Annotated in this window: 19 protein-coding genes, 1 tRNA gene and 1 pseudogene; 12 read left to right on the top strand and 9 right to left on the bottom strand. The window is 71.1% G+C overall.

Features of this window, described 5'->3' with window-relative positions:
* Window positions 1-23 precede the first annotated feature (23 nt).
* Window positions 24-911, top strand: coding sequence for a zinc metalloprotease HtpX (gene htpX / locus ACYVDO_RS17945; protein WP_460938422.1), 888 nt, complete (start codon window positions 24-26; stop codon window positions 909-911).
* 287 nt (window positions 912-1,198) lie between these two features.
* Window positions 1,199-1,402 carry a cold-shock protein gene (locus tag ACYVDO_RS17940; RefSeq protein WP_460938420.1) on the top strand — a complete coding sequence of 68 codons (204 nt, stop codon included), beginning with the start codon at window positions 1,199-1,201 and terminating at the stop codon, window positions 1,400-1,402.
* A 106-nt stretch (window positions 1,403-1,508) separates the two neighbouring features.
* On the opposite strand, the gene ACYVDO_RS17935 is transcribed toward ACYVDO_RS17940, so the two are convergent.
* Entirely contained in the window at window positions 1,509-2,378 is an 870-nt protein-coding gene (locus ACYVDO_RS17935; RefSeq protein WP_460938418.1) for an SGNH/GDSL hydrolase family protein, read from the bottom strand.
* A 148-nt stretch (window positions 2,379-2,526) separates the two neighbouring features.
* On the opposite strand from ACYVDO_RS17935, the gene pepN reads away from it, so the two are divergent.
* The 6 genes from pepN (at window position 2,527) to ACYVDO_RS17905 (ending at window position 12,078) form a co-directional block, all read left to right on the top strand.
* Window positions 2,527-5,049, top strand: a complete 2,523-nt coding sequence (gene pepN, locus ACYVDO_RS17930) for an aminopeptidase N (protein WP_460938416.1) — start codon at window positions 2,527-2,529, stop codon at window positions 5,047-5,049.
* 16 nt (window positions 5,050-5,065) lie between these two features.
* The gene (locus tag ACYVDO_RS17925) at window positions 5,066-5,389 is read left to right on the top strand and encodes a putative quinol monooxygenase (protein ID WP_460938414.1); all 324 of its coding nucleotides are present in this window, start codon (window positions 5,066-5,068) and stop codon (window positions 5,387-5,389) included.
* A 181-nt stretch (window positions 5,390-5,570) separates the two neighbouring features.
* Window positions 5,571-6,770, top strand: a complete 1,200-nt coding sequence (locus tag ACYVDO_RS17920; RefSeq protein WP_460938412.1) for a serine/threonine-protein kinase — start codon at window positions 5,571-5,573, stop codon at window positions 6,768-6,770.
* A 252-nt stretch (window positions 6,771-7,022) separates the two neighbouring features.
* On the top strand, window positions 7,023-7,445 hold the full coding sequence (locus tag ACYVDO_RS17915; RefSeq protein WP_460938410.1) for a Fur family transcriptional regulator: 423 nt from the start codon (window positions 7,023-7,025) through the stop codon (window positions 7,443-7,445).
* Between the two features lie 92 nt (window positions 7,446-7,537).
* Window positions 7,538-9,751, top strand: a complete 2,214-nt coding sequence (gene katG / locus ACYVDO_RS17910) for a catalase/peroxidase HPI (RefSeq protein ID WP_460938407.1) — start codon at window positions 7,538-7,540, stop codon at window positions 9,749-9,751.
* A 176-nt stretch (window positions 9,752-9,927) separates the two neighbouring features.
* Window positions 9,928-12,078 (top strand): carboxypeptidase regulatory-like domain-containing protein, encoded by a 2,151-nt coding sequence (locus ACYVDO_RS17905; protein ID WP_460938405.1) that lies wholly within the window; start codon window positions 9,928-9,930, stop codon window positions 12,076-12,078.
* Between the two features lie 109 nt (window positions 12,079-12,187).
* Here the strand turns inward: ACYVDO_RS17905 and ACYVDO_RS17900 are convergent, their stop codons facing one another.
* Window positions 12,188-12,688, bottom strand: coding sequence for a YajQ family cyclic di-GMP-binding protein (locus ACYVDO_RS17900; protein WP_460938403.1), 501 nt, complete (start codon window positions 12,686-12,688; stop codon window positions 12,188-12,190).
* Window positions 12,689-12,789: 101 nt separating this feature from the next.
* On the opposite strand from ACYVDO_RS17900, the gene ACYVDO_RS17895 reads away from it, so the two are divergent.
* A tRNA-Tyr gene (locus ACYVDO_RS17895) sits at window positions 12,790-12,870 on the top strand.
* A 457-nt stretch (window positions 12,871-13,327) separates the two neighbouring features.
* On the opposite strand, the gene ACYVDO_RS17890 is transcribed toward ACYVDO_RS17895, so the two are convergent.
* The 5 genes and pseudogenes from ACYVDO_RS17890 to ACYVDO_RS17870 form a co-directional block, all read right to left on the bottom strand.
* Window positions 13,328-13,720, bottom strand: coding sequence for a PIN domain-containing protein (locus ACYVDO_RS17890; RefSeq protein WP_460938401.1), 393 nt, complete (start codon window positions 13,718-13,720; stop codon window positions 13,328-13,330).
* A 1-nt stretch (window position 13,721) separates the two neighbouring features.
* Window positions 13,722-14,174, bottom strand: a complete 453-nt coding sequence (locus ACYVDO_RS17885) for a helix-turn-helix domain-containing protein (protein WP_460938399.1) — start codon at window positions 14,172-14,174, stop codon at window positions 13,722-13,724.
* Between the two features lie 267 nt (window positions 14,175-14,441).
* Window positions 14,442-14,702, bottom strand: coding sequence for a LacI family DNA-binding transcriptional regulator (locus ACYVDO_RS17880; RefSeq protein ID WP_460938397.1), 261 nt, complete (start codon window positions 14,700-14,702; stop codon window positions 14,442-14,444).
* A 135-nt stretch (window positions 14,703-14,837) separates the two neighbouring features.
* Entirely contained in the window at window positions 14,838-15,623 is a 786-nt protein-coding gene (locus tag ACYVDO_RS17875) for an SDR family oxidoreductase (RefSeq protein WP_460938395.1), read from the bottom strand.
* A pseudogene (locus ACYVDO_RS17870) lies at window positions 15,620-15,796 on the bottom strand (carbohydrate ABC transporter permease); the annotation flags it as partial. The gene ACYVDO_RS17875 and the pseudogene ACYVDO_RS17870, both read right to left, overlap by 4 nt.
* A 144-nt stretch (window positions 15,797-15,940) precedes the next feature.
* Between ACYVDO_RS17870 and ACYVDO_RS17865 the strand changes: the two are divergent.
* From ACYVDO_RS17865 to ACYVDO_RS17855, 3 genes are all read left to right on the top strand, one after another.
* Window positions 15,941-17,848 carry a beta galactosidase jelly roll domain-containing protein gene (locus ACYVDO_RS17865; RefSeq protein ID WP_460938393.1) on the top strand — a complete coding sequence of 636 codons (1,908 nt, stop codon included), beginning with the start codon at window positions 15,941-15,943 and terminating at the stop codon, window positions 17,846-17,848.
* 39 nt (window positions 17,849-17,887) lie between these two features.
* The gene (locus tag ACYVDO_RS17860; RefSeq protein WP_460938391.1) at window positions 17,888-19,510 is read left to right on the top strand and encodes a family 20 glycosylhydrolase; all 1,623 of its coding nucleotides are present in this window, start codon (window positions 17,888-17,890) and stop codon (window positions 19,508-19,510) included.
* Window positions 19,511-19,681: 171 nt separating this feature from the next.
* Window positions 19,682-20,854, top strand: a complete 1,173-nt coding sequence (locus ACYVDO_RS17855; RefSeq protein WP_460938389.1) for an acyl-CoA dehydrogenase family protein — start codon at window positions 19,682-19,684, stop codon at window positions 20,852-20,854.
* Here the strand turns inward: ACYVDO_RS17855 and ACYVDO_RS17850 are convergent.
* Both ACYVDO_RS17850 and ACYVDO_RS17845 read right to left on the bottom strand, forming a co-directional pair.
* A complete protein-coding gene (locus tag ACYVDO_RS17850; RefSeq protein ID WP_460938387.1) occupies window positions 20,847-21,596 on the bottom strand; it encodes a GntR family transcriptional regulator in 750 nt (249 codons plus the stop codon). The two genes, ACYVDO_RS17855 and ACYVDO_RS17850, sit on opposite strands and share 8 nt — an antisense overlap.
* Window positions 21,593-22,741 carry a CaiB/BaiF CoA transferase family protein gene (locus ACYVDO_RS17845; protein ID WP_460938385.1) on the bottom strand — a complete coding sequence of 383 codons (1,149 nt, stop codon included), beginning with the start codon at window positions 22,739-22,741 and terminating at the stop codon, window positions 21,593-21,595. Before ACYVDO_RS17845 ends, ACYVDO_RS17850 begins: the two co-directional genes overlap by 4 nt.
* Window positions 22,742-22,841: the final 100 nt, after the last annotated feature.

The raw sequence follows: 22,841 nt of genomic DNA, 5'->3' as shown, positions 1-22,841 counted from the left end.
GGAGGAAGGGGCGTTGACCGGACATGCACAACCACTTCAACGGACTGAAGACCGCTGCGCTGTTCGGCGCGATCTTCGCCCTGCTCCTGGCGATCGGCGGCATCATCTCGGCCTCGACGCACAGGATGTCGTTCCTGTGGATCTTCGCCCTCATCGGTGTCGGTACGACGATCTACGGCTACTGGAACTCCGACAAGCTCGCGATCCGCGCCATGCACGCCTACCCGGTGAGCGAGGCGCAGGCCCCGGCCATGTACCGGATCGTCCGCGAGCTGTCGACGTCCGCCGGCCAGCCGATGCCGCGGCTGTTCGTGAGCCCCACCCAGGCGCCCAACGCCTTCGCCACCGGACGCAACCCCGAGAACGCCGCCGTCTGCTGCACGGAGGGCATCCTCGGCATGCTCGACGAGCGGGAGCTGCGCGGGGTGCTGGGTCACGAGCTCATGCACGTCTACAACCGCGACATCCTCACCGGCTCGGTCGCAGCGGCCATCGCGGGCGTGATCACCTCGGTCGCCCAGATGCTCATGTTCGCGAGCGTGTTCGGCGGCGGCAGCAGCGACGAGGACCGCCCCAACCCGTTGGTGCTGCTGGCGATGGCGCTGCTCGCGCCCATCGCGGCCATGTTCATCCAGATGGCGATCAGCCGCACCCGCGAGTACGACGCGGACGAGGACGGCGCCAAGCTCACCGGTGACCCGCTGGCGCTGGCGTCGGCGCTGCGCAAGCTCGAGGCCGGCGTGGCCCAGGCACCGCTGCAGCCCACCCCGGCGCTGCAGAACAGCAGCCACATGATGATCGCCAACCCGTTCCGCCCGCAGGACGTGTCGCGGCTGTTCTCGACCCACCCCCCGATGGCCGAGCGGATCGCCCGGCTCGAGCAGATGGCGTACGGCTTCCGCCAGCGCTGAGCCCCCTGGTCGAGGTGTGCCGCGCGGCCGAGTCCTCCGCGCGGCACACCTCTGGGTCGGCGACGGCAGACCTCGCGGACTTGTTCGGCAGGGAGGTGGGGGTCATGTCCCACAGCCGGTCCGGGACGCGGTAGGCTGTCCCGCAGTTGCAGTTGCAGTTCCTCGTCTGAGTGGGCCCGCCGATGCGCGGGCCTTTTTTCTTCAGCGGCTTGTTCCGTGTCGTGGTGGTGTGCGCAGCTGGTGGATCGCGTCCGCGACCACCTCGGCCGAAAGAAACGAGAGATCCCATGGCACAGGGAACAGTCAAGTGGTTCAACGCTGAGAAGGGCTTCGGCTTCATCGAGCAGGACGGTGGCGGCCCCGACGTCTTCGTCCACTACAGCGCGATCGACTCCGGCGGCTACCGCTCGCTCGACGAGGCGCAGCGCGTGGAGTTCGACATCACGCAGGGCCCCAAGGGCCCGCAGGCCGAGAAGGTCCGCGTCCTCTGAGCCCACCGCAACCGGTGAACTCCCCGAAGCCCCCGACCAGCTCTGGTCGGGGGCTTCGGTCGTCTCCGGGGGCGGTCGTGCCCAGGGGCGGTCGTGTCCGGGGCGGTCAGCGCAGGGCGAGCACCGACATCGTGCGGTTCGCCATGGCGGCCTCGCCAAGGGCGTTGGGGTGGACCGGCACGGTGTTGGTGCCGAACAGCACCGGCTCGACCCACCGCGTCCCGACCGGCGTGCAGGCGTCGTGCCCGTCCGAGGCCGCCGCGAAGTCGACGAACGTCGTGCCCGTCGCGCTGGCCGCCTTGGCGATCACCGCGTTGAGGTGGGCCTGCAGCGCCCGGAGGTAGGGGACGTCGCCGCGCGCGATCGGCATCTTCGCGTAGCAGCTCGCGACGAACGAGCTCGGCACGATCCAGGGGTAGCCGAGGACCGCCACACGCGCGTTCGGGGCCTTGGCGTGGACGTCGGCCAGGGCCTGGCGGACGGCCGGGTAGGTCTTCGCGTCGACGGCGTCGTCGAAGCTGCTGCCGTAGAGGTCCTTGCACGGGCTGCCGTAGCCGAGGGTCGCGCTGCCGGCGGTACCGCAGGCCACGATCGCGCCGATGAAGGTGTTGTTGTCGTTGCCGCCGATGGTGAGGGTGACGAGGTCGGTTCCCGCCCCGAGGGCGTCGAGCTGGGGTGCGACACCCGGGTACTGGGACGAGGAGAAGTCCTTGGTCTCCGCGGCGCCGCAGGTGACGTCGGTGAACGAGGCGCCGGTGGTGGCCGCGATGACGTGCGGGTAGTTGCTGCTCGAGCGCGCGCACTCCGGCGGCGCCGTCGGGTCGGGCGGCCAGACACCCGACCCGGCCGAGTAGCTGTCACCGAGGGCGACGTAGTCGAGCCCGGCAGCGCTGGCCGGGGTCGCGGCCACCACGGCCGTGGCGGTGAGGGCCATCCCGGTGAGGACGGCGGCGGCGCGGAGCAGAGGACGACGCATGGCACAACTCCCGTGTTGGTACCCCCGGTAGGTTACCTACGGGTAGCGATCGTCCCCCAGATCGCCGGCCCCGGCAAGCCCACCGGCGGACGGGCAGCACCGGGTGCGTCCCCGCGGACGTGGGTCGGCGTGGTGGTTGGATCGCCGTATGCCGTCGTTGACCCGTGCCGAGGCCTGCCTGCGTTCCGAGCTGCTCACGATCCAGCGGATGGAGGTCGACCTCGACCTCGACCGCGGGCCGGAGACGTTCACGTCGCGCACCCGGATCTCGTTCTCCTGCACCGCTCCCGGGGCGTCGACCTTCGTCGACGTCAAGCCGGTCGAGCTCCGCTCCCTTGCGCTCAACGGGCGCACCGTCGACGTCGCTTCCCTCGACGACGGCCGGGTCGCACTGACCGACCTCCAGGCCGAGAACGTGCTCGAGTGCGAGGCGGTCATGGCCTACAGCCGGGACGGCCAGGGCCTGCACCGGGCGGTCGACCCCGCCGACGACCGGCCGTACGTCTACGGCCACCTCTTCCTCGACGCGGCGCCGCGGGTGTTCGCCTGCTTCGACCAGCCCGACCTCAAGGCCCCCTACGCCGTCACCGTCCGCGCCCCGCAGGCCTGGACGGTGATCGGCAACGGCGCCGCCACGAGCACCGGCTCGGGGCAGTGGGAGCTGGCCGAGACCAAGCCGCTCGCCACCTACTTCGTCACGGTCTGCGCCGGGCCGTACGCCTCGGTGCGCGCCGAGCACGACGGCATACCGCTCGGCATCCACGCCCGCGCCTCGCTCGCCGACGCGCTCGAGCGCGAGGCGCCGCAGATCCTCGAGGTGACCCGGCAGGGGTTCGACTACTACCACTCGCTGTTCGGCATCCGGTACCCGTTCGGGGAGTACCACCAGGTGTTCGTCCCCGAGTTCAACGCCGGCGCCATGGAGAACCCCGGCTGCGTCACGTTCCGCGACACGATGATGTTCCGCGGCGCCGCGGCGCACGACGAGGTGCTGGCCCGCTCCAACACCGTCACGCACGAGATGGCGCACATGTGGTTCGGCGACCTCGTGACGATGCAGTGGTGGGACGACCTGTGGCTCAACGAGTCGTTCGCCGAGTACATGGCGCACCGCAGCTGCGTGGCCGCGACCGAGTTCACCGACGCGTGGGTCGACTCGACCATGGCCCGCAAGGTGTGGGGGTATGCCGCGGAGCGCACCCCTTCGACCCACCCCGTCGCGGGCGGCGCTGCCGTCGACGCCGCCGCGGCCCTCCAGGACTTCGACGGGATCTCCTACGCCAAGGGAGCGGCGGTGCTCCGCCAGCTCATCGAGCACATCGGCGACGACGCCTTCGTCGCCGGCGTCTCGGCCTACCTGCGCGAGCACTCCTACGGCAACGGGACGCTCGCCGACTTCATCGGCTCCATCGAGCGTGCTGCCGGCACCGACCTGCAGGCCTGGGTGAAGGCCTGGCTGCTCACCGCAGGCGTCGACGTCCTCACCGTGGACCGCGCCACCGGCGTCGTCGAGCGCGTGGTGCCCGAGCGGTTCCTGGCCGACCGGCCGCACACGTTCGACGTCGCGGGCTTCTCCGAGGGCGCCGAGGCGTTCCGGGTCGGCGTCACCGTGACCGAGGACCGCACGGAGGTGGACACGCTGCGCGACCTCGACGACGACGTCCTCGTCTTGCCCAACGCCGCCGACCTCACGTGGGCGACCGTGACCCTCGACCCGGTCAGTGCCGCGCTCGTCCCGACGCGCCTGGCGGCGGTCCCCGACGCCCAGGCCCGGGCCGTCACCTGGGTCGCGCTGCTCGACGGTGTCTGCCTGGGCACCCTCGACCCGCGGGTCGTCGTCGACACCTTCGGCCGCGCCTGGCCGCACGAGGCGAACGAGTCGGTGCTCAACCGGGTCGCGCTCAACCTCGTCGGCAGGGTCGTCCCCGTGTTCCTGCAGCCGGGGGAGCGGGAGGACGCCACGCGGACCGTGGCCACCGCTGCCGCAGGGGTCCTCGACGCCGCTGGGCCCGGGTCCACCCGGGCGCTGGTCGCGGCCCGCTACCTGGCCCGTACCTCCGACGACGAGGCGCGCCTGCGCGCCTGGGCCGAGGGCCGGGACCGGCCCACCGGCCTCGAGGCCGACTCGGACTTCGGCTGGCTGGCGGTGCGCAACCTCGCTGCCCGGGGCCTCGTCGACGACGACTTCGTGGAGTCCGTGCGAGCCGGCGACGACACCCTCCAGGGCCGGCTCGCGGCGCTCGGGGCCCTGGCCGCCCGTCCGGAGGCGCAGGCCAAGGAGTGGGCCTGGCACGAGCTCACGGCGAACCGCGAGCGCTCCAACTACGAGCTCAACGCCCTCGCGCAGGGTTTCTGGCAGGCCTCGCAGGACGACGTGCTCCGTCCGTATGCCGCGCGCTACGTCCGCGACGTGCCCGCGATGCACGCCTGGGTGGGCGAGGACGCGCTGGCGCGGGTCGCGCAGCTCGCCTTCCCGTGGGTGCTGGTCGAGCCGGCGACCGCCGAGCTCGCCGACGAGGCGCTCGCGCGGGACGACATCTCGGCGGCCGTCCGCCGCAGCATGGTGGACGCCAGGTCCGAGCTCGGGGAGGCCCTGCGATCGCGCGCCCGGTACGGCGGGAGCGCCCGGTACGCCGGTAGCGTCCTGGTCGAGCCGGACGACGCCCACTGAGCACGAGGAGCAGACCTTGATCTTCATCACCGCCAGGTTCCCGGTGAAGCCCGAGCACGCCGACGACTGGCCCCGCATCTCGCGGGAGTTCACCGAGGCCACCCGCGCGGAGGAGGGCTGCCTGTGGTTCGACTGGTCGCGCAGCCTCGATGACCCCACCGAGTACGTGCTCGTCGAGGCCTTCCGCGACGACGAGGCCGGGGGTGCCCACGTGCGGTCCGAGCACTTCGCCAGGGCGACCGCCGAGCTGCCGGCGTACCTGAGCCGGACCCCGCGGATCGTCAACGTCACGACCCCGGGCGAGGAGTGGGCCGAGCTCGGCGAGATGGCCGTCGGCTGACGGGGCTCGGAGGGCCCCGGCCGCCGTGGGACGGGTGTTGCTGCAGGTCACCGGCGTGACGCCCCCTCCCGCGTGGCGCGCGAGGGGGGCTGTGCGGAGGTAGGGTGAGCCCCTACGAGGTCTTCCCGTGATGTCAGTCGACGCGCGCCTCGTCGACGGAGGTGTTCGCGGTGGTGTGCGGATGAACAGACTGCACGAGGGCTTCGTGCTCGGGGGGCGTTACGAGCTCGGCTCGCGCATCGCGTCGGGCGGCATGGCGGACGTGTGGTCGGGGGTGGACCAGGTGCTGCAGCGGGAGGTCGCCGTCAAGGTGATGCGCCCCGACACCGGTCACGAGGAGCTCTTCGCGCTCCGGTTCCGTGACGAGGCGGTGCACTCCGCCTCCCTGATGCACGCGAACATCGTCACGCTCTTCGACTACGGCGAGGAGCAGGGCCTGGCCTACCTCGTCATGGAGCTCGTGCCCGGTGAGCCGCTGTCGACGCTGCTACGCCGCGAGGGTGCGCAGTCCCCGCTCGTGGTGCGCTCGATCATCGGCCAGGTCGCCCTGGCGCTGGGCGTGGCCCATGAGGCCCGGGTGGTCCACCGCGACATCAAGCCCGCGAACATCATGATGCGGCCCGACGGCATCGCGAAGATCACCGACTTCGGGATCGCCCGCGCCCTCGACGCGGCCGGCCACACACGCCACGGCGAGATGCTCGGCACGCCCGACTACATCAGCCCCGAGCAGGCCCTCGGCAAGGCAGCCACCGGGGCCAGCGACCTCTACGCCCTCGGTGTGGTCGCGCACGAGATGCTCTCGGGCCGCAGGCCGTTCGACAAGGGCACCCCGATCGCCACGGCCCTCAGCCACGTCACCGAGCCGCCGCCGCCGCTGCCGGAGGGCGTGCCGGACGACCTGGCCGCACTGGTGTGGCGCCTGCTGGCCAAGGACCCTGCGGAGCGCCCCGAGAACGCCCGCGCCGTGGTGGTGGAGCTCGGCCTCGCCGACGACGAGATCACCGGCCTCGCGCTCGGGCTCGCCGCCGAGCTCGACGAGCAGGTGGACACCCCCGACGTCGTGCCCGTGGCCCAGGCGACGTCGCCGCGCCACAGCGACCCGCGCCCCACGCCGGTCGCCGGCGAACCGCCCACCTCGTGGGTCGACCTGCCGCTGGACCGGCCCGTCGGACGGCACTCGGCCGGCGCCGTGCTCGGCGGGGCTGCTGGTGCTCCGGTGGCTCCCGGGCAGGCCGACAGCCGCGGGGTCGTCGAGCCGGCTGCCGGGGCGGACATGGCCGCCGCGATGGACGTCGTCAACCTCGGCGAGGTCGCCGAGCTCGCCGACCCGGGTGCCCTCCTGCGTGCGGTCGACCCGGACGCCACCATCCCCGGCTGACCTCCACCCCCACACACCCCCGGCCTGGCTTCCGGCCGCCGGCCTGGCCTTCCGCATCCGCGGGGTGGGCTGGGCTGGCGGGGCGATGGGTGGCCTTTCCGGCTCTTGTCGCCCCGTGGTGACGCGCGCCGGGGCCGCTCGTGCCGGATCGGTCACGGTCCGCCCCGGGTGCGGGGGGCCGCGTCGTCTCGTCACCGGGACGTTCCCGGCCGTTTTCTTGACTCGTTCCAGAAAGTGCGCGAAGGTGCCGGTATGCCGAGCCGCACCGATGCCGAACGCGCCCTGCGCGAGGCGTCCCTGCGGGTGACCCGGCCCCGGCTCGCGGTGCTGTCCGCCGTGCACGAGCGCCCGCACGCCGAGACCGACGCGATCGTCGGTGCCGTGCGCGCAGAGCTGGGGCAGGTCTCGACCCAGGCGGTCTACGACGTGCTGCGCGCCCTCACCGCTGCGGGGCTCGTCCGGCGCATCCAGCCGTCCGGGTCGGTCGCGCGCTACGAGTCGCGCGTGGGCGACAACCACCACCACGTCGTCTGCCGGTCCTGCGGCGCGGTCGCGGACGTCGACTGCGCGGTCGGCCACACCCCGTGCCTCGACGCCTCGGAGGACCACGGCTTCACCATCGACGAGGCCGAGGTGACGTACTGGGGGCTGTGCCCCGGGTGCGCCGCCGCCTGACCGCACACGTCCACCGGCGCGACCCCACACCGACACCGTCACCCGACCGACACCCCGCCCCCACTGAAGAGAACGACGAGAGAGGCAACCGAGTGAGCGAGCAGTCCGCCACGCAGCAGCACGGCAGCGAGAGCGAGAACCCGGCGATCCCCGCGCCCGAGCCCAAGGGGCACCGGCCGCACACCAACCAGGACTGGTGGCCCAACCAGCTCGACCTGCGGGTGCTGCACCAGCACTCGCCGGCGTCGAACCCGCTGGGCGGGTCGTTCGACTACAAGCAGGCGTTCGCGGGCCTGGACGTCGAGGCCCTCAAGGCAGACCTCACGGCCCTGATGACCGACTCCCAGGACTGGTGGCCCGCCGACTTCGGCCACTACGGCGGCCTGTTCATCCGGATGAGCTGGCACTCCGCGGGCACCTACCGCATCGAGGACGGCCGCGGCGGTGGCGGCCAGGGCGCCCAGCGCTTCGCCCCGCTCAACAGCTGGCCCGACAACGCCAACCTCGACAAGGCCCGTCGCCTGCTCTGGCCGATCAAGCAGAAGTACGGCTCGGCGATCTCGTGGGCCGACCTGCTCGTCCTCGCCGGCAACGTCGCGCTCGAGTCGATGGGCTTCGAGACCTTCGGCTTCGGCTTCGGCCGCGAGGACATCTTCGAGCCCGAGGAGATCTACTGGGGGCCGGAGGACTCCTGGCTGGGCGACGAGCGCTACAGCGGCGAGCGCGAGCTGTCCAACCCGCTCGGCGCCGTCCAGATGGGCCTCATCTACGTCAACCCCGAGGGCCCCAACGGCGAGCCCGACCCGCTCAAGGCCGCCCGGGACATCCGGGAGACGTTCCGCCGCATGGCGATGAACGACGAGGAGACCCTGGCGCTCATCGCCGGCGGACACTCGTTCGGCAAGACCCACGGTGCGGCGTCCGCCGAGTACGTCGGCCGCGAGCCCGAGGGCTGCCCGGTCGACCACCAGGGCCTGGGCTGGAAGAACACCTACGGGTCCGGCAACGCCGGCGACACCATCACCAGCGGCCTCGAGGTCACCTGGAGCGCGACCCCGACGCAGTGGGGTGCGGGCACCGGCTTCTTCGACCGGCTCTTCGGCCACGAGTGGGAGCTCACCAAGAGCCCTGCTGGTGCGTGGCAGTGGGTGGCCAAGGACGCCGACGAGATCATGCCCGACGCGCACGACCCGGCGAAGAAGCACCGCCCGACCATGCTGACGACCGACCTGGCGCTGCGCGTGGACCCGGCGTACGAGAAGATCGCGCGGCGGTTCCACGAGAACCCGGACGAGTTCCGGCTCGCGTTCGCCAAGGCCTGGTACAAGCTGCTGCACCGCGACATGGGCCCGGTCTCGCGGTTCCTCGGGCCGTGGGTCCCCGAGGCCCAGGTGTGGCAGGACCCCGTGCCCGCCGTCGACCACGAGCTCGTCGACGCCTCCGACGTGGAGCAGCTCAAGACGGCGCTGCTCGACTCGGGCCTGACCGTCGCCCAGCTCGCGGCCACCGCGTGGGCCTCGGCCGCCAGCTTCCGCGGCACCGACAAGCGCGGCGGCGCCAACGGTGCCCGCATCCGGCTGGAGCCGCAGCGCAGCTGGGCGGCCAACCAGCCCGAGCAGCTGGCCCGTGCCCTCGAGGCGATCGAGCGGGTGCAGCGCGACTTCAACGACAAGCAGGACGGGGGCAAGCGCGTCTCGCTCGCCGACCTCATCGTCCTCGGTGGTGTGGCCGCCGTGGAGCAGGCCGCGCGGGTCGGTGGCCACGAGGTCAGCGTGCGGTTCACGCCGGGCCGCACCGACGCCACCCAGGAGCAGACGGACGTCGAGTCCTTCTCGGTCCTCGAGCCGCGGGCCGACGGGTTCCGCAACTACGTGCGCGAGGGGGAGAAGCTGCCGCTCGAGACGCTGCTGCTCGACCGCGCGTACATGCTGCAGCTGAGCGCCCCCGAGATGACGGTGCTCGTCGCCGGCCTCCGGGCGCTCGGGGTCTCCGCCTCCGACCAGCCCCACGGTGTCCTCACCGACCGGGCCGGCGCCCTCACGAACGAAGTCCTCGTCAACCTGCTCGCGCCGGGCACGGAGTGGAAGGCCTCGCAGAGCGACGAGAACGTCTACGAGATCAAGGACGTCACCAGCGGCGAGACGAAGTGGACCGCGACTGCCGTCGACCTGGTCTTCGGCTCGAACTCGCAGCTGCGGGCGATCGCCGAGGTCTACGCCGGCGCCGACGCGCAGCAGAAGTTCGTCGAGGACTTCGCCGCCGCGTGGGCGAAGGTCATGGAGCTCGACCGCTTCGACCTGCGCTGAGCTCACCACCGGGTGCGAGCCCGGTCGCACACCCGGGTATGCCGCGTGGTCCCCGTGACCACGCGGCATACCCGCGTCCGGCACTGGTAAAGGACTCGGCAAAGGAGCCGCCACCGAGGGCACCGTCGCTGTTACGGTTCGCTCGCTTCGTTCACACCTACGGGAGGCAGGCGCCGATGCGCGCACGACTTTCGCGGGTCGGGGGGATCGTCGCGGCGGCCGTGCTGGCCACCGGGCTCCTCGCCGCACCTGCCCACGCGGACACCGCGACGATCAGCGGCACCGTCACCGCCTCCGACACCGGGGCCCCCGTGCCGTCCTGCGTCGGCGTGTACGACACGAACTACGACAACGTCGCGTACACCTGCACCGACGAGGCAGGGCACTACACCGCCGACGGGCTCACGGCCGGGGCCGCCTACAAGGTGTGGGTCGACGCCCAGGACAGCACCTACCGCAGCGGCTGGGCCGACGGTGCCGACGCGTTCGAGACGACGACGGCGTACACCGCGCCGGCCACGGTGGACGCCTCCCTCCAGCTGGCGCGCGAGGTCGGCGACGGCACGATCAGCGGCACGCTGACCGCCGCCGACACGGGCGCCCCCCTGCAGGGCTGCCTCGAGCTGTGGACCGAGGCGGGGGACTACCTCGAGACCAACTGCAACGTCGACGAGTCGGACGGCGCGTGGCAGTTCACCCGGCTGTCCGAGAGCGTCGGGTACACCGTCCACGCGACCACCTGGGACGGCGAGCACGTGGGCGAGTGGTACGACGGGAAGGGCGGTCAGCAGGACGCCACGGTGGTGCACGCCCCGGCCACCGTCGCCATCGCCCTCGACCTCGGCGCCCACCTCCAGGGGACGCTGCTGCGCGCGGACGGCGCGCCCGCAGCGTGGGTGAACGTGTCGCCCGAGACGGTGGACGGGTCTGCCACGCCCGACAGTGCCTTCACGGACGAGGAGGGCCGGTGGAGCGCGCTCGTGCCGCCGGGGGAGTACCGCGTGCGGTTCGACGCCTACCCGGCGGTCCAGTGGGCCCACGGCAAGGAGACTGCCGCCGCGGCCGACACCGTCTCGGTCGCACCTGGCGAGACGGCCACCGTCGACGACCGGCTGCTCGCCGGTGCCACCGTGTCCGGCCGGATCACGGCGGACGGCACCCGTGCGCCGATCGCGGGCGCCTGCGTCGACGTCGTCGCGCTGCGTTACGACTCCGACTCGAGCGTGGGACAGGCGTGCACCGACACCGACGGCAGGTACAGCGTCGACGTCCCGGTGAAGGGCACCTTCGCGGTCAAGGTCACCGACCCCCGCGGCCGGTACGCCGGCGAGTACGGGGGCAACACCCGCAACCGTGACCGCGCCACGACCTACACGCTCGCCCGCGGCGACGCCGTGACGGTCGACGCCGGCCTCGCCAAGGGGGCCTCCATCACGGGCACCGTCGTCGACGCGGTCACCGGTGCGCCGGTCGCCGACGTCTGCCCCTTCGCCTACCGCGGCAACGCGGGAGCGATGGACCCGTGGAACACCCACGACTGCTCGGACGGCACCGGGGCCTGGACCGTGCGGGGCCTCCCGGCCGGGTCGTACGCCCTGCGTCTCGACGGCGGGCCGGGGAGCCCGTACGCCGGCACGTGGGCGTTCAAGGCGGCGACCCAGGCCACGGCCGACCTCGTCACCGTCGACACGGGCCAGACCAAGGCGGTCCGACCGGTCAAGGTGTCCACCGGCGGCACGGTGAGCGGGGTCGTGACGGACCCGGCAGGGCAGCCGGTCGAGGGCGCGTGGGTGTCGATCGACTACGGCTGGCCGGGTCGGGCCGGGCCCGGTGAGGGCCGGTACACCGCCCAGACGGACTTCCAGGGCCGGTACACCATCACGGGCGCCCCGCTCGGCGACCACCCCGTCTTCGTGTACTCCGGCTACGGCTCCGACCTCGCGCCGGAGTGGTCGGGTGACTCCGCGACCAGGGCCGGCGCCACGACCATCCGGGTCCGACAGGGCCGGACCACGACGTTCGACGCCCAGCTGGCGCCCGGGGCCCACATCAGCGGGGAGGTGCTGACCTCCTCCGGTGAGCTCGCGACCGACTACTGGCTCGGGACGGTGTACGCAGCCGACGGGACCTACATCGGCGACTTCGACGTTTACGGCGGCAACACCTTCACCACCACCCCGCTCCCGGCAGGGCGCTTCACCCTCCGGCTGGAGAACGCCGACACGGGGCAGACCACGTGGTACGACGGCGCGACCAGCCGGCGTGGTGCGACGCGGGTGCGGGTCACCGAAGGTGGCCAGGCCCAGGTGACGGTGCACCTGCCCTGACCCGGAGCCGGACACAGGTATGCCGCGTGGTCACGGTGACCACGCGGCATACCTGTGTCAGCGGACGCGGTTGCGCTGGGCGCTCTTGCGCTCTTTGCCCCGCAGGGGGTCAGCGGTAGTTGGTGAAGGTCAGGGCGACGTCGAGGTCGTCCTTGCCCTTGAGCAGCGCCTGCACCGCCTGCAGGTCGTCGCGCGACTTGCTCGTGACGCGCAGCTCGTCGCCCTGGATCTGCGACTTGACCGACTTGGGGCCCTCGTCGCGGATGATCTTGTTGATCTTCTTGGCGTTGTCCTGGCTGATGCCCTCCTTGAGGCCCAGCTCGAGGCGGTACTCCTTGCCGGAGAGCTGCGGCCCGCGCTCGGGCACGTCGAGGTGCTTGAGCGAGACCTTGCGCTTGACCAGCCAGGTCTGGAACACGTCGAGGACCGCGTTGGCGCGCTCCTCGGTGTTGGCCTTGATGATGACCTTGTCCTGGCCGCTGGCCTCGATCGAGGCGCCGACGTTCTTGAAGTCGTAGCGCGTGGCCACCTCGCGCGAGGCGCTGTTGAGCGCGTTGGCGACCTCCTGGTGGTCGATCTTGCTGACGATGTCGAACGAGCTGTCGGCCATGGCTGGTCCTTCCTGTGGCGCCGGGGCTGCCTCGGGGTCAGCCCGCTCCGGCGCCGGTTTCGGCAATCGTGGTGGTCCTTGCTATCCTTCCACGCGCACCAGGCGGGTTGCCCGAGCGGCCAATGGGAGCGGACTGTAAATCCGTCGCGAAAGCTTCGAAGGTTCGAATCCTTCACCCGCCACCCTGTGCACAGAAGGGCCTCTGACCAGCGGGAACGCTGGTCGGGGCCCTTCCCCTGTACCTGCAGGGGGTATATTTCGCCGCAAGACTTGCGGCGAAATCGCAGGGCTGTGACCTGGGGAAACGCAGACGGCATCTTTGGCTGTGGCGAATTCGTGGCGAAGTTGCCCGCAGCAGGCGACCGTGTCCGTGTCAGCCGGACTCACGCGCCCGGTGACCTGCGGCGACTCTGGGGGTGGGGGTATGTCACGGAGACGGAAATCCCGTCCGTCGCGATTGGCAGTCCGCTGATCGTGCGTTAGGCCCGGAGGGCGGCTGCGGATTGGAGCAGCCCATCGCGCTCGAGCGCGGCGATGACGTCAGCGATGGTTCCAGGCGGTTGACGCCATGAGTCGGCGATGCGTTGGACTGCCCCGTAAACCGTGTCGCGGCTGAGGTCGAGCTGGTCGAGGACGAAATCATCGGGCGATTTGGCCTCGATGTCCCAGGCATGGAGGGCATGGGTGGGGAAGTCGATGAGGTTGTTGGTGACGATGGCTTGCGCACGGGCTCGGGATTGCTGCTGCGAGGACGTGGCGGTCGTCTGGGTCCGGCAGGACCACGCTGGCGATCAACGGCTCGTAGCCAGTGACGAGGCAGTCGCGCACGGCAGCGTTCATCAGCTGACGAGTGCGGCCCAGCTTCGTCGGGTCAAGGTCGGGCCGGTTGGCGCGCAGGTTGGTGAACACCTCGTCGAGGATCTGCTCGGTCCACTTGGCCTGTACGAGCCCGGCTTGGGCGATCCGGATGAGCAGGTCGCGAAGGGTGCTCGGGTAGAGCACGTTGGCGTCGTAGACGACGACGAACGTCACGTCAGAGCAAACCCATCTCTTGGCTCAGTCGGGTGAGCTCGTCGGCAGCTTCTCGGCGCTGCTGGTCGTCATCGGCCAAGTAGGCCATCAGGGACGCTGCCCTTACGCGCCGGTGCTTGCCCACCTTCCGGTAATCGATCTTGCCGTCTTCGAGCAGCCCGATCAGGAAGGGCCGGCTGACGTTGAGCAACTCCGCTGCCTGCTGGGTGGTCAGCTCGGCATGGGATGGCACGACCGAGACGCCCTCACCGGCGGCCATGTGGGCAAGGATGCGAGCCAAGAGCTCGACCGCGCCGCGGGGGACGACCAGCGTCTCGCCTTCGTCCGCGACCTCGAGCTGGATTGCCCGGTCCGAATGGCGGGCGAGGTATGCCGTGATGTGTGGTAACGCCTCAACGGCGGTGGTCATGTCGGCGTCATCCGGCTGCACCGGAGCCAAGGCCAACGTACTCATGGGTCCATCCTCCTTCGCCATCCAGTATCCGCAATAAACGAAGCAGGCGCAATAGGTGTTGCACCGGGGGATCCGCCTTCTCGAGCCCGGCCAAGCGCCAGGAGCGCGCCATCACGTTGTCTACGGGCGGGGGGAAGTCGCACGGGCGGATCGCCGGGATGAGCGAACGCTTGTTCTAGGCCAACGGCACTGCTTGGGTCCAGGCGTCCCCGCCCTCAGCCATCTCGGGGCCGGCCGGCTCAATCGCGTGGTCTTGGCGGGCCCCGGTCATGGCGCGCTGCGTTTGTAGCTGGCGCCCGAACCCTTAGCGGCTCGACGTAGTTGCGCGGCTGTCTCGTTGCGTTCGTAGTTCAGCTCCCAAGCCGCTTGTTTCACGCGCTCCTGCAATTCCGCGCTCACGTGCGGTTCGTCGTTGAGGACCCTCGAGACCGTCTTGAAACTCACCCCGGCCAGCCTGGCTACCTCCTTCAGCGTCGGCTTCGTCGCCTTGGGATTGCCGAGGCCCGACTGCTCACTCTGAGTTGGCATCTCGTGCTTCCTTCTGCGACTCATCGCTGGCGAGGACCGCTCGGCCTGTGGGTCTGTACCGACCAGCTGGCCCACGCACAAGTCCGCTGGGTCCCGGCCTGGCGGCAGCGTCGGGCGCTGCCGCCAGGGGGTGTTCTAGTGCTGCTCGGCCATGCTCCACATGGTCCACAGCTCTGTTCGCATTCGCCGCGGCTGTCGCAGTGTGTACACGACGGCCTCGGCGATGTCGGTGGGCTCCATGAAGTGCCCCTGGGTGGGGTCGGTGTCGCCGAACCGACCATCGGCTGCGGCGAAGGCAGTGTTCACACCTGCTGGCGCCAGCGTGGTGGTCCGGATGCCTTCGTTGCGCAGCTCGCGGTCCATGGCGTAGCCGAGGTTGATCTGAGCGCCTTTGGTGGCGGCGTACACCGCTTCCTTGCCGCCGCCGATCTGCAGCCCGGCTACTGATCCGATGATGACGATGTCGCCACCGTCTCCCTGCTTCCGGAACTGACGCACAGCTGCTCGGGACAGCCACACGGTGCCCTTGATGTTCACATCGATCATCAGCTGGACTTGTTCGGCGGAGTAGTCCAGCAGGCCGCCGTAAAAGCCGATGGCGGCATTGGCGACCACGGAGTCGACCCGGCCGAACGCCTTGACTCCAGCCTCGATGAGGGCATCGGAGGTGGCCTCGTCACGGACGTCGCCGACGCTGCTCGCGACGCGGCTCTGGTCCCAGTCCTCACGAAGCGAGGCAAGAGATTCGGGGCGGACGTCGCCGGCGACCACGCGGCCGCCGTGGGCCAGGACGAGTCGCGCAATGGCGCCACCGATGCCGCCGCCTGCCCCGGTCACCACGACGACGTTGTCCTGCAGGGTCCGTCCGTGTCCGTTCATGTTGAGGTTGTGTCCTTCGCTGAGGTCGTGGGTGAGGGTCACTTGATGGCCCCCATGGACAGGCCGCGGACGAGCTGCTTCTGCGCAACCCATCCGGCGACGATCACGGGGAGCGCGGCGATCGTGGCTGCCGCTGAGAGGACGGCGAGGAACTGGCCGCGTCCGTCGACGAAGCTGCCGAGAAACGGCGGTGTGGTGCGTGCGGATGAGCTGGTCCGAAACCCGCGAGCTACCGGTGGAACGACACCGACACCGCTGCGATCCGCTACACCGGGGCGTGGACCCCTGCGTCCGGCGAGAGCTGGACCAGCGGTGACTACAAGTCCGACGAGACGTTCTCGAACCGCGCCGGTGACCGCGTGGAGGTCACCTTCACCGGGCCGACGATCCGCTGGATCGCGCCGGACTCGACCAACCACGGGACCGCCGACGTCTACGTCGACGGGGTCAAGAAGGCGACCGTCGACAGCTACGCCCCGTCCGCCACCTTCCAGCAGGTCAAGTACGAGGCCAACGACCTCGGGCCCGGCGAGCACACCCTGGCTGTCGTCGTCACGGGCCAGAAGGGCACGGCAGCGTCGCAGGGCACCTTCATCAGCGTCGACGCCTTCGACACCCACCCCACGGTGACGCCGCCCCCGCCGCCGAGCCCGACGGCATACCCACGCGTCCCACAGGAGGGTCCCGGCATCGCGGTGCAGGGCCGCGACGCCACCACCCTGCTGGCGGACTACCGGTTCGGGCCGCACCGGCTCGTCTACTCGACGTCCCAGCTGCTCACCACCCTCGCCAAGGCGCCCCGGGACGCCGTGGTCCTCGACGGGGCCGAGGGCACCGCCGGGGAGACGGTCCTCCGCTACGCCGGCCGGCCCGAGGTGCAGCAGCTCTCGGGACCGAAGGTCGCGGCGACCTGGGACTCGGCGAGGGGGGACCTGCGGCTCAACTACACCCATGGCGGGACGAGCGTGGTCCGGCTGTCCGGCGGTGACGCCCCGGACCTGCTGGTCGTGCTGACCGGCCGCAAGACGGTGCGCAGCACGTGGCGACTGGACGCCGGCAACGCCGGCGTGCTGGCGTTGGGGCCGGACCTGGTCCGCACCGCGCGACTGCCGAGGGGTGACACCCTGGCCCTCACCGGGGACACCGCGGCAGCGACCACCGCGACGGTGCTCGCCCCGCCGGGCGTCCAGCGGGTCACCTGGAACGGACAGCCGGTGTCGGTCCGCCGCGACTCCGCGGGTGCGCTGGTGCTGGCCCTGCCGGGCCCGGCTCCCACCGGTGCGGCCACGATGTCGGCGTGGCGGAGCATGGCCTCCGACCCGGAGCGCGAGCCGTCCTACGACGACTCCGACTGGCGCGTGGCCGACCTCAAGGCCTCGGAGAACCCCAGACACGTCGCGGGCGCCCAGGCCGGCGTGGTCCTCGACGCCGAGGAGTACGGGTTCCACGAAGGCGACGTGTGGTACCGCGGTCGCTTCACGCCCGGTACCGCAGCGGACAGTGCCTCCGTCGCCGTCGGGACCGGAACCGCCGGTGTGGCACTCGCCTGGCTCGACGGCACCTACCTCGGCTCGGTGGGCGACGGCACCTATCGGCTGCCCATCCCTGCGGGTGCCCTCCAGCCGGGGAAGCCGGCCCAGCTGTCCGTGCTCGTGCGGAACATGGGCCAGTACGAGGACTGGTCCGCGGACGGCCGGTCCAAGGGGGGCCGCGGCCTCGTCGACGTCGCCATCGACGGTGCCGGCGCCTGGCAGTGGCGGCTGCAGGGCGCAGCGGGCGGGGACCACCCCGTCGATGCCGCACGCGGTCTGTACAACAACGGCGGGCTCTTCGGTGAACGACAGGGATGGCACCTGCCCGGCGCGCCGGACTCGACGTGGCCCGCGACCTCGTCGCTGAAGAGCGAACGCCCGGGCGTGAGCTTCTACCGCGCGACCGTGTCCGTGCCCCACGGCAACGGCAACGACACTGCGTGGGCGGTGCGGTTCGACGACGACAGCGACAGGTCCGCGCGGTACCGGGTCCTGGTGTTCGTCAACGGCTGGAACACCGGTCAGTACGTCCACAACGTCGGACCGCAGCGCGAGTTCGTCATCCCGTCGGGCTTCCTGCGGCCCGGCGAGAACACCGTCGCCCTCGCGGTCACGGCCGAGCAGGCGGGCGTCGGGCCCGACTCGGTGACCGTGGTCAACCGGTGGACCGTCGCCGGCGGCGTCGGGGGACTGCCGAACGAGGCCCCGGACTGGGCCGACCGCACCGGGTCGTGACCACCGCCCACCCGCACCCGACGAAGGAGACATCTCGACATGGAACTGCCTGACCTCACCCGTCGCACCGTGCTGGCGGCCGGGCTCGCCGGCGCCGCCCTCGGACTACCGGGCGCAGCCTCGTCGCGTGCTTCAGCGACCGGTCCCGCCGGTTCCGGCACGACCGGGCCGCCTGCGCTGCTCCCCGCGACACAGCAGTGGACGCCGGGTGCCGATGCACTCAGACTGACGCCGGCCGCTCGCATCGTGCTGACCCAGGAGCACCCCGACCTGAGATCGGTCGCTGAGGTGCTGGCCGAGGACCTCGTGGCCGACGGCCACCTCACCACCCCTCCTCGCACGGTCGTGACGTCTCGTCCACTGCCGCACGACATCGTGCTCGACCTCGGCCAGGTCCCGGGCGCCGCGCACCCCGAGGCGTACTCCCTGGTGGCGGACCGGACGATCACCGTCAGCGGGCCCACGCCGACCGCGGTCTTCTGGGGAACGCGCACCCTCGTCCAGGCGCTGCGGTCCGGTGCGGTCCGCGGAGCCGTCGTCGACTGGCCACGGCTCGACGAGCGCGCCCTGATGCTCGACCTGGGACGCAAGTACTTCTCGCCCGAGTGGATCAAGTCGCTGATCCGCGAGATGTCCTACCTGAAGCTGAACACGCTCCAGCTGCACATCTCCGAGGGACTGGGGTTCCGGGTGGAGTGCGAGACGCACCCGGAGATCGTCTCCGAGCAGCACCTCACCAAGGCGGAGGTGCGAGACCTACTCGACTTCGCGCGTCGCCGCCACGTGTCGGTCAACGGTGACGTCGACAGCCCCGGTCACCTGGACCACATCCTCCGGTCGCACCCCGACCTGCAGCTGGTCCTGGCGGACGGCACGCGGCACACCGGGTTCCTCGACTTCAGCAAGCCGGAGGGTCGCGCCCTCGTCCACGACATCGTGGGGGAGATGTGCGACCTCTTCGACGGGCCGGTCTTCCACCTCGGCGGGGACGAGTTCCTCCCCGCGCCCTGGCAGGGGAGCGGTGCCGACGTCGTCTCGGACCGCACGGCCCCGCAGCTGGTCGCGTACGCCCGTCAGGTCACCGGCAACCCCACGGCCACGGCACACGACGGCTACGAGCACTACCTCGACGAGCTGGCGGCCCTGGTGCGGAGCAAGGGCAAGCGAGCAAGGATCTTCAACGACGACGTGTACCCGGGGGAGGGCGCGACCCGCATGGACCCGGACACCGAGGTCGACGTGTGGATCCGGTGGAACGCCACGAAACCGACCGCGCAGGACTATGTGGACGCCGGTCATCGGGTTGTCAACGGCAACGGGGACTACCTCTACTTCATCCTCACCTCGAGCGGAGTGGGCCAGGGCCCGTACAAGAACCCGAAGGGCATCTACGAGCGGTGGACACCCCGGACGTTCATGGGGCGGGCCGGCAGCGCGGGTGACTTCGTCCTCCCCGAGGACCAGCCGCTGCTCGGCGCCCACCTGTCGGTGTGGTGCGACTCCCCGGACTCGATGACCGAGGCCGAGGTGGCTCGAGACCTCCACGAGTGGCTGCAGGTCTTCGCCCAGCAGGTGTGGGGCTCTCCACGACCGGCCGAGACGCTGGCCGAGCTGGAGGCTTCGATCCTGCCCGTCGTCGGGAGGGCTCCGGCCCCTCGGTAGCGCGCGAGCGGCGTGGTACAGGGGAGCTCGGGGCTGCGAGGGACCAGGGCGACCGGCGCAGGCAGCCCTCGAGCCCCCATCGTGGGATCGGCCCGCTGGACCTGATCTGGATATTGGATACGATCGGTCCGCTCCTGTTCGAGCTTCCCACCACGATCGGAAGGCACCTCCATGCCCGCTGCGCCCGTAGGACCGCTAGAGCTCCTCGCCGTCGACCACCTCCTCGATGACGAGGAGAGGGCCATCCAGGCCACGGTGCGCAAGGTCGTCGACGAACGGGTGCGGCCGCACATCGCGCGATGGTTCGAGGAGGCCACGATCCCGCGGGAGCTGGCCGTGGAGTTCGGGGCCCTCGGCCTGCTCGGGATGCACTTCGACGGCTACGGCTGCGCAGGCACCAATGCCGTCTCCTACGGACTGGCCTGCATGGAGCTCGAGGCCGGCGACTCCGGCGTCCGCAGCATGGTCTCCGTCCAGGGATCGTTGGCGATGTACTCCATCTACCGCTGGGGCTCGGAGGAGCAGAAGCAGGAGTGGCTGCCCCGGATGGCCACCGGTGAGCTCCTCGGCTGCTTCGGGCTGACCGAGCCGGACTTCGGCTCCAACCCCGGTGGTATGCGCACCCAGGCACGCCGCGACGGCGACGAGTGGGTCCTCGACGGGACGAAGATGTGGATCACCAACGGCTCCATCGCCGATGTCGCCATCGTGTGGGCGCGGACCGAGGACGGCTTCGGCGGCTTCATCGTGCCGACCGACACCCCCGGCTTCTCCGCCCCGAAGATCACGAGCAAGCTCTCCCTGCGCGCATCGGTCACCTCCGAGCTCGTGCTCGAGGGCGTGCGGCTGCCCGAGGATGCGCGGCTGCCCGAGGTGCACTCGCTGCGCGGGCCGCTCTCGTGCCTCGACGAGGCCCGATTCGGCATCGTCTTCGGGTCGCTCGGGGCGGCCCGCGACTGCCTGGAGACGGCGATCGCGTACTCGCGTGACCGCGAGGTCTTCGACCGGCCGATCGCGGGCTTCCAGCTCACCCAGAAGAAGCTCGCCGACATGGCCCTGGAGCTGCAGAAGGGCTTCCTGCTCGCGCTCCACCTCGGCCGGCTCAAGGACGACGGCCGGCTCGAGGCCCGCCAGGTGAGCCTGGGCAAGCTCAACAACGTCCGCGAGGCCATCGCCATCGCCCGCGACTGCCGCACGATCCTCGGGGCCAATGGCGTCACGCTGGAGTACCCCGTCATGCGGCACGCCAACAACCTCGAGTCGGTGCTGACCTACGAGGGCACCTCCGAGGTGCACACCCTCGTCATCGGCCAGGCGCTGACCGGGGTCGGCGCGTTCAGCTGAGGTGGAGCTCCTCCGGCGTCGGGCCCAACCCGACGCCGGAGGAGGGGCCCTGATCGGCCGGCGCCACGTCGTCCTGACCCGAGGCGGTCTGCTCGAGCACCGGCCGCAGTGCCGCGATGGCGTGCTGGCGGTGCTCCTCGAGCACGTGCAGCGCCTGCTCGACATCGCCGGCCTTCACGGCCTCGACGAGGCCGCGGTGCTCAGCCTCCACGAGCTCCCGGTTGTGCGGCTCGGTGTAGTACACCGAGCGGTAGACCTCCGTGGCGTCCCACAGCAGCCGGATGATCCGCACCAGGCGGGGCAGCCCACAGGCCTCGATGAGGGCGAAGTGGAACCGGCGGTTGGCCTGCGTCATCGTCACGACGTCGGCCGCCGCGGCCGCCGCCTGCACCTCGCGCTCGGCCTCCTCGAGCCGGTCGACGTCCTCGGTGGTCATCTGCGGCACCGCCACCCGCACCGCCTCGGCCTCGAGGATCTCGCGGATGCGGTAGACCTCGAGCAGGTCCGACAGCGAGAGCTGGGTGACGAAGTAGCCCCGGTGCGCCAGATACGTGACCTGCCCCTCGCCCTCGAGGATCTTCAGCGCCTCGCGCAGGGGCACCCGGCTGACGCCGAGCTCGAGGGCGAGGGCGTCCTGGACGATCTGCTCGCCGGGGCGCAGCCGGCCCGTGGCGATGAACCGGCGCAGCTCGGCGAGGACCGCCTCCTGGGCGGTCGGCGGCTTCTGGAACGTCGCGCTCACGTGGGCTCCTCGTCGTGGTCGAGCCAGGCGAGGACTTCCTCCTCGTCCGCGCCGAGACCGGGGGGACGACGACGGTAGCCCACCGGTGTCGTCGAGAACCTCAACGGGTTGGCGACCTGTGCCGAGCCGTCGACGTCGACGATCGGTTCCAGCCCGAGCTGGTCGGCCAGGGCCATGCCCTGGCCGACGTCGTTGAGCGGCCCGCAGGGCACCCCGGCGCCGGACAGCGCGGCGAACCACTCGTCCGCCGGGCGCGTGCGGAGCACCTCGCTGAGCCGGGCCTTCAGCTCACCGCGGTGGGCCACCCGCTGGGCGTTGGTGGAGTACAGCGGGTCGTCGGCGAGCCCGGTGAGGCCCAGGCAGGTGCACAGGGCACGAAACTGCCGGTCGTTGCCTGCGGCGATGATGAGCAACCGGTCGGCGGTCTCGAACTCCTCGTACGGACAGATGCTGGGGTGCCGGATGCCCATGCCGTGCGAGAGGTCGCCGGTCAGGGCGTAGGCGCCGCCGAAGTTCACCAGGCCGGAGAGCATCGAGGAGAGCAGGTTGAGCTCGACGCGCTGGCCGACCCCGTTCGCGTCGCGGTGGTGCAGCGCAGCGAGGATCCCGATCGCGGCGTGGAGGCCGGTCAGCACGTCTGCGGTCGCGATTCCGGTCTTGGTCGGGGTGGCCTCGTCGGGGCCGGTCAGGCTCATCAGCCCCGACACGGCCTGGAGGACGAGGTCGTAGCCGGGGACCCCGGCCCCGGCCCCGGCGCCGAACCCGGTGATGGAGCAGTAGACGAGGCGCGGGTTGAGTTCGGACAGCGTGGGGTAGTCGAAGCCGAGCCGCTCGAGGCTCCCCGTGCGGAAGTTCTCGATGAGGACGTCGGCGCGTCGCACCAGCCTCAGCCCGCGGCGGCGGCCCTCCTCGCTGGACAGGTCCAGCACCACGCTGCGCTTGTTGCGGTTGATCGACTGGAAGTAGGTGCTCTGCCCGTCGGGGGTCCACGGGGGCCCCCAGTGCCGGGTGTCGTCACCGACCGGGGACTCCACCTTGATGACCGTTGCGCCGAGGTCGCCGAGCAGCATCGTGGCGTAGGGGCCGGCCAGGACTCGGCTGAAGTCGGCCACGACGAGACCGTCGAGCGGTGCGGGTGCAGTCACCGCCGCACCCTATCGGATACTGGATCCAAACCCGGCCCTCATGCCGCCACCACAGCAGGCAGTGGGAGCGCCGCCCCGGCCTCGTCAGGAAAGCCTGTCG

The sequence above is a fragment of the Phycicoccus ginsengisoli genome, assembly GCF_054779295.1.
The sequence above is the reverse complement of the archived record's forward strand: the minus strand, read 5'-3'. Positions and strand labels throughout refer to the sequence as shown.